This is a genomic window from Gilliamella sp. wkB108 (assembly GCF_001690195.1).
In the GTDB taxonomy this organism is placed as follows: domain Bacteria; phylum Pseudomonadota; class Gammaproteobacteria; order Enterobacterales; family Orbaceae; genus Gilliamella; species Gilliamella apicola_L.
The window spans coordinates 17,760-29,776 of record NZ_LZGM01000096.1 but is presented as its reverse complement, the minus strand read 5'-3'; the positions used below and the strand labels follow the sequence as shown (position 1 = coordinate 29,776).

Sequence of the window (12,017 nt, the reverse complement as noted above, 5' to 3'; positions counted from 1 at the left end):
ATGGAGTTAACATATGCATGTAACTTTTCTTCAAGCATTACTAGTTGCTATTTGGATTGCATTAGTTATGTCAAGAGCCTTTCTTGGTGGTGCAACAACAACACTAAGATTTTCCCCGATGATGACTGGTTTAGTAGTCGGTATTGTATTTAATGATGTTCATAATGCAATGATAGCCACAGCTGCTATTCAGTTAATTTATATGGGTGTATTTTCACCCGGTGGACAAATGCCGTCAGAGCCTGCCATTGCAACAGCAATAGCGGTGCCTGTTACACTACTTGGTAATATGTCACCAGAAACGGCAGTCGGTGTTGCTGTACCTGTCGGTCTTTTAGGTTCTTATTTATATCAATTAAGATTTTTTGTTAATACCTTTGCTATGCAAAGATTTACTGATCATTATGCCGCTAAAGGTAGTAGCACCGGATTAACCTTCTCCATTATTGGTATACCTATCATCATTGCCTTTATCATCTTTATACCATTTATGTTTACTGCTTTATATTATGGCGCGCCATTTATTGCCGACCTAATTAAAACCAATTCAAGTAGTTTCATATTCCACATTCTTAATGTTATTGGTGGTGGATTGGCTGCGGTTGGTATCGCTGTGACAGTTTATGTCATCGGTAAACGCAGTTATATCATCTTTTTCTTATTAGCATATTTTGTTGCTGTTGTTGCAAAACCATTAGGTGTCACTATGGTAACTTATGCGATTCTTGGTGCAATCATTGCTTTCATCTTTGTGCTAGCAAAATCTGAAACATTCAATTCTATTAAAGATAATTTTGGCTCAGGCGGTATGGGGTCAGGTATTAGTCAAGATGAAGATGATTATTAATAGCATTAGGTAAATAAGCAAATTTTTAGAAGGTATATACAATGACAGAAATTCAACAAAGAAGTATAGATTTAAAACCGGAAGAAATTACCAAAAAAGATGTAGTGATTGCATGGTTAAGATTTTATTATGCTAACGAAATTCCGCACGCATTTGACCGTTATATTGCCGCATCATTATTATGGGCATTAATTCCAATTCTTAAAAAACTTTATAAAGATAAAAATGATCTTATCGCTGCTTATCAAAGACATTTGTTATTTTTTAACACACAACTAGCATGGGGTGGAGGCACAATCACTGGGATTATGGCCTCTCTTGAGTCAGTTCGCGCCAATGATACTTATGAAGGTAAACCACTAAGTATAGACGATAACTTGTTATATAACACAAAAGCAGGTTTGATGGGCGCATTGGCCGGTATTGGTGACTCCATAGACTCAGGTACTATGCAATATATCTTCATTGCCATTGCATTACCATGGGCGCAAGAAGGTATGGCAATTGGTGCATTATTTCCATTCGTTGCATTCTCACTTTATCAAATATTGATTGGTTACTACTTTAGCCAATTAGGTTTCAAATTAGGTAGAAATGCAGCAACTGAAGTTGTTGGTAACACCATGCAAATGCTTATCGAAGGTTTGTCTATATTGGGGTTATTCATGATGGGCATCTTGGCTGCTAATTATATTAAAGTAACTTCAAGCCTTTCATTTGAACTTTCAGGTAAAAACTTCGTTATACAAGATACCTTAGATAAGATTTTACCGGGAATATTACCATTAGTGGTTGTGAGCGGATTATATTTCTATTTTGCTAAAAAAGGCCTAAAAGTTACCAATGCTTTAATTGGTTTAACAGTAATTTTAGGTGTTTTAGCCGCCGTAGGAATTTTGTAATTTACATTATTATAAAAAGAAAGGAAATGAATTATGGGTAAAGTTGTTTTAGCACGTGTAGATAGTCGCCTCATTCATGGGCAAGTTGCTACCAATGTATCAAAATCAGTTGGTGCAAATGCTCTTTTTGTTGCCGATGATGTATCTGCACATGATGAATTTACAAAAAATATTATTTTAGGTGCTGCATCACGTACAGGATACAAAATCCGCGTACTCAAAGAAGATGGCGCAGTAAGATATTGGAATGATAGAAAATATGATGATTACAATGTGATGTTAATTACTAAAAGCATTGAAATAATGCATAAAATCATTAAAGGTGGAGTACCTGTTGAAAATCTTAATCTTGGTGGCATACCGCAATCTCCGGGTACAACACCGGTGATTAGTCAAGTTGCAATAACTAAGGCGCAATTAGATCTATTAGTGGATTTGCAAACCAGTTACCCAAATATGAATATCTTTTTCCAAGCAACGCCGTCACTTAAAAAAGTGACTTTAGCAGAAGCCGTTAAATTATTTTCATAAATACTAGGATGTGACCATGATTGGAGTTTTATTAGTTAGCCACGGAAAAATGGCTGAAGGCATCAAAGACAGTGTTGAAATGATTGTTGGCGAAGCTAAACAGTTTGAAACATTAGCTTTAATTCCTGGACAAGATATTGAAGAGTTAAAAGCTAATATCCTTAATAAATCTAAGCAACTAAACTCTGGTGACGGTGTGCTAATTTTAGTAGATTTGTATGGAGCTTCTCCATACAATGCTTCTATGGCGTGCGTTCCTGAGTGGCAAAAACAAGGTATCGATGTGCGGGTGATCTCGGGTATGAATTTACCGATGACAATTACCGCAGTTTGTAATCGTGAATTTTCGTCGTTGGTGGATTTAACCAACGAGTCAATTGAAGCCGGGCAACAAAATATTAAGGATGTCATTTCTGAACTTAAATCGTCAGAAAAAGCAGCAGATAGTGACGATTATTAATAAATAAAACAATTCAAATTGGGTTATTACTAATAATGACTGATAGTACCAAAAAGACTATCAGTCATTTTAATATTTTTACTGGATTTTGTAATTGAGTGGTTATGAGTAAATATGGATAGCTTAAAAGATTTAATATTTCGTTATTGTGTTCTATTTGGTAAACGTTTTTCTTATAAAGAAAAAATAGGTTTCTTAAGGGTTATTTCTAAAGAGTTGATTCAATTAGGTTATTACGTTGATGCCAAAATAGCAAAATTACAATTAGCGAAAAAAAAGTACGAAAATTACTACAATGCTTATATTGGTGATCTGGATAACGCTGATGTCATTGTATGTACTTATTATGATACTGGGGTTAATTACTTTAATTTGGCAAAAATTTTTGCATTTGAACAACGCTTTAGTAAACCACGTTACTTTCTGGGACTGATCCCCGTTTTTATCTTATTAGCTATCGCTATTGCACTCAACCTCTTTGTTTTTCTCCCTGATATTCAACTATCTGGCATGTACAGTCTGTCAGGTGCGTTAGCAATTATCTCTACACTATTGCTCTTTTATCTTATCTTAAAATGTAAAAAAGGCGTTGCTAACAAAAAGAATTTTGTCAGTAACACGTCAAGCATTCTGGTTATGTTAAATACTATCAATAAGATGGATAAATATCAGAAAAAGAGAGTTGCTTTTGTATTATATGATGGAGGTTGTTCTAATCAATACGGCATTAAAATGCTTGAAAATTACTCTGATAAGATTAACAAAAAGAAAGTTATTTTTCTTGATAGTTTAGGAAATAGCGAATCACTACTATTTTTTAAACCTAAATCTTTCGATTTTGACGCTGAACAGATTGAATTTCATGAAGGGAAAGTTGAAACAACATTTAAAAACTACTTAATGATCACATCAGGTAAATTAAATGAAAACAATCAAGTTCAAATCAATAATGCTCATTCACGTAATGATAAGGGTTTATCCGATACCATTATTGAACAGCATTCAAAATCATTACATTCATTACTCGCCTTGTTAATAACACCTAAGAAAAGTAAAAACACAACAAACTAAATCAAATTGGAGATGATAGTAAAACTATACATCTCCTGATTTATTTCTATAACCAACTAACGCTGATCATCAATAATCACACCGGCTGGTGGTGTAAATTTAAATTTGCTAAGCGCGATCTTACCAAGCTCTTGATGAGATAAATCGTAAAAACTACGTTGTCCATCTTCTTCAATAATAGTGAAATTTGAGATCATCCCTGTAGGTAGAACCGAAATCACAAAATTTTGAGTCGAACCATCGGTTGGTGTCAGAGTGAATGAATCTTGTTTACGTTTGACATTATAAACATCCCAAATAGGATTATGACTATCGGTAATAAGTAACATCAGACGATTATCAACAGCTTTTTTTAAGTCTAATACGCTTACTTGTTCAACCGCAGGCGTATAAACCCACATATTTTCACCATCTGAAATGATAGCGGTTTCATCCGGTTCATTCATTGTCCAATTAAAATAGTAGGGTCTTGTTACCCAAAGATCCCCCTTTCCTTCTTGTACAGGTTGATTATCCGCGGTTTTTACATTTTGAGAAAAACGTGCATAAAATCCGTCAATTTTATCTAAACGTTGTTGCAATACTTCTTTATCACCAGCCCATACAGACACGCTAGCAAGTAATCCTATTAGTAATAAAAACTTTTTCATGACGAATCCTTATATTTTTCGTACTGTTAAATAACGATATTTTAATCATTTAATTAGGTATAAGTGGTTTAAATATTACCGTTTTTCGCTTGGTGGGAAAAGATATTTTCTTTTCTTTTTCACTTATCATTGAAGCAGTATATAATAGATCCATTTTTGTAATAGTGGATATTATCTAACATGCCGAGTATGTCTTTTGAATTTACGACAGATGAATTTAAGCCTTTAGCAGCGAGAATGCGTCCCCGTACTTTATCTGAATATATTGGGCAATCGCATTTACTGGCAAAAGGTAAACCATTACCTAGAGCCATTGAAGCGGGTAATTTACACTCTATGATCCTTTGGGGACCACCCGGTACTGGTAAAACAACCCTAGCAGAAATCATCGCTCACCATGCTAATGCTAAAGTTGAACGACTATCTGCCGTTACATCTGGCATTAAAGATATTCGCGAAGCCATTGAACGAGCAAAAATCAACCAACAAGCCAACACGCGAACCATTTTATTTGTCGATGAAGTTCATCGTTTTAATAAAAGTCAGCAAGATGCCTTTCTACCTTATGTAGAGAATGGCACCGTTACTTTTATTGGTGCAACCACTGAAAACCCCTCTTTTGAATTAAACTCGGCATTATTGTCAAGAGCCAGAGTATACTTGCTTAAATCTCTGACCAATCAAGATATTGAAAATATATTACAGCAAGCAATGGACGATACCGAACGTGGCTATGGTAAGCGACAAATCGTCTTACTTGAAGAAACTAAAAAACAAATCGCAGAATTTGTTGGTGGTGATGCAAGGCGAGCGCTTAATACTCTTGAACTTTTAGTTGATATGGCTGACGGAAAAGAACTGACACCAACATTGTTAAAAGAAGTCATGGGTGAACGCAGTGCTAGATTTGATAATCAAGGTGATCGCTTTTATGATTTAATTTCTGCGGTACATAAGTCAATTCGAGGTTCAGCGCCTGATGCCGCTCTTTACTGGTATGCAAGAATTATTTCAGCAGGTGGCGATCCGCTCTATGTGGCTCGTCGGTTATTGGCTATTGCTTCAGAAGATGTGGGTAATGCCGATCCCAGAGCAATGCAAGTAGCATTAGCTGCATGGGATTGTTTCACCCGAGTCGGCCCGGCTGAAGGGGAAAGAGCCATTGCACAAGCAATTGTCTATTTAGCATGTGCGCCAAAAAGTAATGCTGTTTATTTAGCTTTTAAACAAGCAATGAATGATGCACAATCCAAACCTGACTACGATGTTCCCGAACATTTACGTAATGCACCAACCCAATTAATGAAAAACTTAGGATATGGTGCTGAATATCGCTATGCCCATGATGAACCAAATGCTTTTGCTGCTGGTGAAAATTACTTTCCGCCAGAAATGGCCGATACTCACTATTATCTTCCAACCAATCGCGGTGCTGAAAAAGTTTATACCGATAAACTGGCATGGTTAGAAGAACAAAATCGCAGCAGCCCTATTCAACGCTACAAAACTAAAAAATAGTGTTCAGTTAGTCTGTGTAAATCTTATTTTCGCTACAAGATCGGTTTTATAGCTAATTTTCTACTTATATTCCTCGCTTCATCGATCTAATAATATGACAAAAGTGCGCTAAATACTGCTTGTAAGTCACGTCAATCTCATCTCTTTTACTAATAACTTACTGAATTATCAATTGAAAATATCAAACACACTTTATGCTGTCATTGTCATCAAAGTAATAGCAATGAACGAAACTATAATTTATACATTTTATCCATAGATTTTAATTAGAATGCTACTAACTTACCTGCTTAATTCAATCTCTACTGATAGAAAAAACCGAACAGTGTATAAGTGATAAAAATAACAGTTTGTTTAAATTTAATTTTTATCTGAATTCCTACGATTCAAACCGCCAAAAAAACCGCTAATTTATCTTCCTGATCATTTTTTATCTCTTTTTCGATCACTTAATGATCAAGAGATTAAAACGATCGGTATCTAATTATTGATAGTTAATATCTATCATTTTGACGATGATTGATCGAATTAAACAATTTGTTTGTACTACATAAAACCATTAACTTATTAGACATCAACTTGAATTTCATTTGGAACATGTAAGTGAAATAACAAAGTTGATATTAAATATAAAAATATAAGGAACAAAGGTACCACTAATGAAGAGTCTAGTTACAAAAAAACTCTTTAAAAACATAACGTATGGAATATTTTTTTTACACATACCCATCATAGCTTATGCTCTTTTACCGATCAAAACAGTCACTACCATTGTGGGTAGTAAACCTAAATTAGCAGAAACACTTGAAAAGAGTTTGGATGATTTTTCACTTTTTGGTTTAACTGTAAATAATAAAAATTATTATGGTGACGAAATAAAACAGATACCAATTTCTGTTAGCTACCCATTTAGGGATAATTTTAAAGTAGCTCCCATAAAACAACCCGATACTAACCAATATGTCGATATCGATGGCGACGAATTAAACATACTTGATTTTAAAGATACCTCGCAAATGGTCTGGTATTATACCAATGCTAACAATGAGTTAGTTGAATTTAAACCAAAAGCATCAGATACCTTTTGTTCATTAACTAAAGCAGGAAAATCAGCTCCTTATAAAATTACCGTTTCGGGTGATATAGTTTTATCTTCCAAGTATGGTACTCCTAATAATAACGAGTATCCCAATGATGATATCCTCACCCATCCAACTAAAACTTATACTATATTAGAAGATGTAGGTATTTGTTATGCAAAACCAGAACTTGAACCAATAGAAGCTGCAAATAGTGAATTAAATCATTGGGACAAAAATCAAGGCTTCTTGATTCAATCGAATATTGATGCTAGCAAAAATTTCCCAACAACTGCGTTTTATGGTGCCAAATTCGATCTAATGCTATCAAGAAAAGGACTTTCTGATAATTATGATTGGAAAATTGTTAAGGGCGCAGAACTTATCACCATTACACCCGATCAGAGCCAAAACGGTAATAGAGATTTTGTCACTGTTGCTTTTAATACTGAAAATGCAAAAAATACCCAAATTGCCTGGGATTATGTTATTGGTTCAGGTAGTGGATTCCCTGTCGTTATTCAGGGCGAAAATAAAGTAACAAAAAAGATAATTGAATATTCGTTCATTATTACCAAATGGTTTTCTGACTGGGATAAAAGCATTATCGGTCAACCACTTGCTCATATAGGAAGCGCAACTGATATCGCTAACGGATGCCTTTCATTAGATGGTAACTATCGCGTAAGTCACGCCGATGAGGTGAGCAATGCTCCAATGGGAAACAACCCCGGGGATGCCAAATTTACCCGAGAAATTGGTACAGTATTAGGAGAATGGGGGAATGCAAATCAAATCGCCTATCCTAATTCATGGGCAGCAAGTAAATCCCAAAACAATCAACACAAAAGGATCTGGTTACGAGATACTGTAGAAAACAAATATTGTGATTTACATATGTATAACGCTAAATATCACTGTAGAGACGAGGGGGAACCAAAAAACGGTCTTTGTACCGCTGTTAAATAAAACTTAAACTTAAACTTAAACTATTCTTATTTTCTTATTCATGACCAAGATCTACCTATTCATAGGTAGATCTTTATATTTACCTCTCTGTATATCATCTTTATTTGTTCTGTGTTACGTATCTTTACCTTTATAAACATTCAAGTTTTAGTTGCTAGTAAATGCGCAATGATTAATAAATACACCATATATTGTATTAAATTGATTAATAGGCACTATATATTGTATATTTTGATAAATATCAATTATCATGATTGGCACAAAATATAAGGAAACTCACTGGAAAAAAAATGAATAAATCAATACTAGTCACAAAACGTGATGGTAACAAAGAAGCAATCAATCTGGATAAAATACATCGTGTTATTAATTGGGCTGCCGAAGGATTAGAAAATGTTTCCGTTTCTCAAGTTGAATTACGTTCACATATTCAATTTTATGATGGTATTAGAACATCTGATATTCATGAAACAATAATTCGAGCTGCCGCCGACCTTATTTCACAAGATGCACCTGATTATCAATATTTAGCAGCTCGTTTAGCTATTTTTCATTTACGTAAAAAAGCCTATAACCAATTTACACCACCTCCACTTTATGAACATGTCAAAAAATTAGTTGATGCTAAACGCTACGATCCACATTTACTTGAAGATTATACTCAAGAAGAGTTTGAACAAATGGACAAAATCATCGATCATTGGCGAGATATGACTTTTTCCTACGCAGCAGTAAAACAACTTGAAGGTAAATATTTAGTACAAAATCGTGTCACTGGTGAGATTTATGAAAGCGCACAATTTTTATATATTCTTGTTGCTGCCTGTTTATTTGCTCATTATCCTAAACAAACTCGTCTTAGCTTTATTAAGCGATTTTATGATGCTGTCTCAACATTTAAAATTTCATTACCTACTCCAATTATGTCCGGTGTTAGAACTCCTACTCGCCAATTTAGTTCATGTGTGTTAATTGAGTGTGATGATAGTTTAGACTCTATCAATGCAACCGCGAGCGCTATAGTTAAATATGTATCACAACGCGCAGGAATAGGTGTAAATGCTGGTCGTATTCGTGCATTAGGTAGTTCTATTCGAGGTGGAGAAGCCTTTCATACTGGCTGTATACCGTTTTATAAATATTTTCAAACTGCGGTTAAATCATGTTCACAAGGTGGCGTACGTGGTGGTGCTGCAACGGTCTTCTATCCAATTTGGCATTTGGAAGTCGAAAGCTTACTGGTATTACGTAACAATCGTGGTGTTGAAGAAAACCGTGTGCGTCACCTTGATTACGGTGTACAAATTAATAAATTGATGTATCAACGCCTAATTAAAAATGAAAATATTACTTTATTTAGTCCATCAGATGTACCCGGTCTTTATGATGCGTTTTTTGCCGATCAAGCTAAGTTTGATGAGCTATACCAAAAATATGAACAAGATGTCAATATTCGTAAACGCGTAGTCAAAGCAGTTGAACTCTTTGCGTTATTAATGCAAGAGAGAGCTTCTACTGGACGTATTTATATCCAAAATGTTGATCACTGTAATACACATAGTCCATTTAATGCACAACTCGCACCTGTTCATCAATCCAATTTATGTATGGAAATTGCACTACCGACAAAACCGCTTAACAATATTAATGATGAAAATGGCGAAATTGCACTTTGTACATTATCAGCATTTAACCTTGGGAAAATTGAATCTTTAGATGATTTTGAAGAGCTTGCAGATTTGACCGTTCGCGCCCTTGATTCACTACTGGACTATCAAGACTACCCTGTTCCAGCTGCTAAAAACTCCTCTGTGAATCGTCGTACATTAGGAATTGGTGTAATTAACTATGCTTATTATCTCGCTAAACATGGCGTTAAATATTCTGACGGCAGTGCCAATAATTTAACACACCGTACTTTTGAAGCAATGCAATACTATTTGCTAAAAGCATCAAATAATCTGGCAAAAGAAAAAGGGGCTTGTACATTATTCAATCAAACCACTTATTCGCAAGGTATTTTACCTATCGATACTTATAAGAAGGATTTAGATACACTTACCAAAGAACCACTACATTATGATTGGGAATCACTGCGTGAATCGATAAAAAAACATGGATTACGTAACTCAACACTTTCAGCGTTAATGCCTTCAGAAACCTCTTCGCAAATTTCAAATGCGACCAATGGTATTGAACCCCCTCGAGGATTTGTCAGTGTTAAAGCATCAAAAGATGGTATTTTACGACAAGTCGTGCCTGATTATAAAGATCTGAAAAATTTCTATGAACTACTTTGGCAAATTCCTAATAATACAGGGTATCTACATTTAGTCGGCATCATGCAAAAATTTGTTGATCAGTCAATTTCAGCTAATACCAATTATGACCCAACTAAATTCCCAAATGATAAAGTACCAATGAAACAGCTTCTAGCCGATCTATTGACTGCTTACAAATTTGGGGTAAAAACCCTTTATTATCATAATACTCGTGACGGTGCTGAAGATGTTCAAGGTGATATTGCACTCACTCACAGCGATGATGGTTGTGAAGGTGGTGCTTGTAAAATTTAAGTATCTTTATAGGTAACAGCAAGTATTACGTTAAAAAGCAGTTTTAAAAAGGGGAACGGGCAGCTTCCCCTTGCATTCCACCCTTTTCCACTGTCGAAAGGTGGCGGTAAAAGTAACTAAAAATCAGTTAGGAGTTCTTTTATGAGTATGAATTACAGTACCTTTTCGCATGTGCATAACGACCAACTTAAAGAGCCAATGTTTCTTGGTCAATCGGTAAACGTCGCACGTTATGACCAACAAAAATATGAGATGTTTGAAAAATTAATTGAAAAACAACTCTCTTTCTTCTGGCGTCCAGAAGAAGTTGATATTTCACAAGATCGCATTGATTACGCCAGTCTTCCTGAACATGAAAAACACATTTTCATCAGTAATTTAAAATATCAAACTTTACTCGATTCGATTCAAGGTCGTAGCCCAAATGTAGCGCTATTACCATTGATTTCAATCCCGGAACTCGAAACTTGGGTAGAAACTTGGTCATTTTCTGAAACAATTCATTCTCGTTCTTATACCCACATTATCCGTAATATCGTTAACGATCCGTCAGTTGTTTTTGATGATATAGTCACCAATAAAGAGATTCAAAAACGCGCAGGTGATATTGCTGGCTACTATGATGATCTTATCAGTTATGCAAGCTACTATAATTTGCTTGGTGAAGGTAAACACACAATCAATAACAGAACCAAAACGATTGATTTACGCGAACTCAAAAAGAAACTCTATCTTTGTTTGATGAGTGTTAATGCCCTAGAAGCTATTCGTTTCTATGTCAGCTTTGCTTGCTCATTTGCCTTTGCGGAACGAGAACTTATGGAAGGTAATGCTAAAATCATCAAGCTTATCGCTCGTGATGAAGCCTTACATTTAACCGGCACCCAATTTATGATTAATACGTTGCGTAGCGGTGAAGATGATCCTGAAATGGCTGAAATTGCAAAGGAGTGTGAACAAGAGTGCTATGACCTATTTTTACAAGCCGCTAACCAAGAAAAAGATTGGGCTGAATATCTGTTTGTTGGTGGATCAATGATAGGGCTAAATAAAGATATTTTATGTCAATATGTTGAATATATTACTAATATTCGTATGCAAGCCGTTGGACTTAAATTACCATTTACAGTCAAATCTAACCCTATCCCATGGATCAACAACTGGTTAGTATCCGATAACGTACAAGTTGCACCACAAGAAGCAGAAATGAGTTCTTATCTGGTTGGACAAATTGACTCAGAAATTAATGAGGAAGATTTGAGCGATTTTAAATTGTGATTTATACTAAAACGTATAGTTAACCTGAAACTTCTTTACAAAGGAACAATTTATTGTTCCTTTGTTATGAGACACGTTCTTATCATTTCATCTAAATTAGTATCGCGTTAACTTGACAGTAATTTAAAATCGCGTA

The 12,017-nt window shown here is 35.0% G+C and carries 10 protein-coding genes; 9 read left to right on the top strand and 1 reads right to left on the bottom strand.

Translation table 11 applies throughout. The annotated features are described in order from the left end of the window. Positions 1-13 precede the first annotated feature (13 nt). The 5 genes from A9G11_RS11160 to A9G11_RS11140 all read left to right on the top strand — a co-directional run bounded on the left by A9G11_RS11160 (position 14) and on the right by A9G11_RS11140 (position 3,811). Positions 14-847 (top strand): PTS mannose/fructose/sorbose/N-acetylgalactosamine transporter subunit IIC, encoded by an 834-nt coding sequence (locus A9G11_RS11160; protein ID WP_065619690.1) that lies wholly within the window; start codon positions 14-16, stop codon positions 845-847. Positions 848-888: 41 nt separating this feature from the next. Beyond that, positions 889-1,749, top strand: a complete 861-nt coding sequence (locus A9G11_RS11155; RefSeq protein ID WP_065619689.1) for a PTS system mannose/fructose/sorbose family transporter subunit IID — start codon at positions 889-891, stop codon at positions 1,747-1,749. 33 nt (positions 1,750-1,782) lie between these two features. Continuing rightward, entirely contained in the window at positions 1,783-2,280 is a 498-nt protein-coding gene (locus A9G11_RS11150; protein WP_065619688.1) for a PTS system mannose/fructose/N-acetylgalactosamine-transporter subunit IIB, read from the top strand. 16 nt (positions 2,281-2,296) lie between these two features. Continuing rightward, positions 2,297-2,740: a PTS sugar transporter subunit IIA gene (locus tag A9G11_RS11145; protein ID WP_065619687.1), complete on the top strand. Its 444-nt coding sequence runs from the start codon at positions 2,297-2,299 to the stop codon at positions 2,738-2,740. Between the two features lie 114 nt (positions 2,741-2,854). Next, a complete protein-coding gene (locus A9G11_RS11140) occupies positions 2,855-3,811 on the top strand; it encodes a hypothetical protein (protein WP_065619686.1) in 957 nt (318 codons plus the stop codon). A gap of 56 nt (positions 3,812-3,867) precedes the next feature. Here A9G11_RS11140 and lolA read toward each other — a convergent pair whose 3' ends face one another. Further along, the gene (lolA, locus tag A9G11_RS11135) at positions 3,868-4,461 is read right to left on the bottom strand and encodes an outer membrane lipoprotein chaperone LolA (RefSeq protein ID WP_065619685.1); all 594 of its coding nucleotides are present in this window, start codon (positions 4,459-4,461) and stop codon (positions 3,868-3,870) included. Between the two features lie 180 nt (positions 4,462-4,641). On the opposite strand from lolA, the gene A9G11_RS11130 reads away from it, so the two are divergent. The 4 genes from A9G11_RS11130 (at position 4,642) to nrdB (ending at position 11,881) form a co-directional block, all read left to right on the top strand. Continuing rightward, a complete protein-coding gene (locus A9G11_RS11130) occupies positions 4,642-5,979 on the top strand; it encodes a replication-associated recombination protein A (RefSeq protein WP_065619684.1) in 1,338 nt (445 codons plus the stop codon). A gap of 659 nt (positions 5,980-6,638) precedes the next feature. Next, the gene (locus A9G11_RS11125; protein ID WP_065619683.1) at positions 6,639-8,027 is read left to right on the top strand and encodes a hypothetical protein; all 1,389 of its coding nucleotides are present in this window, start codon (positions 6,639-6,641) and stop codon (positions 8,025-8,027) included. 290 nt (positions 8,028-8,317) lie between these two features. Then, positions 8,318-10,603 (top strand): class 1a ribonucleoside-diphosphate reductase subunit alpha, encoded by a 2,286-nt coding sequence (gene nrdA, locus A9G11_RS11120; protein WP_065619682.1) that lies wholly within the window; start codon positions 8,318-8,320, stop codon positions 10,601-10,603. Positions 10,604-10,750: 147 nt separating this feature from the next. Then, positions 10,751-11,881, top strand: coding sequence for a class Ia ribonucleoside-diphosphate reductase subunit beta (gene nrdB, locus A9G11_RS11115; protein WP_065619731.1), 1,131 nt, complete (start codon positions 10,751-10,753; stop codon positions 11,879-11,881). Positions 11,882-12,017 lie beyond the last annotated feature (136 nt).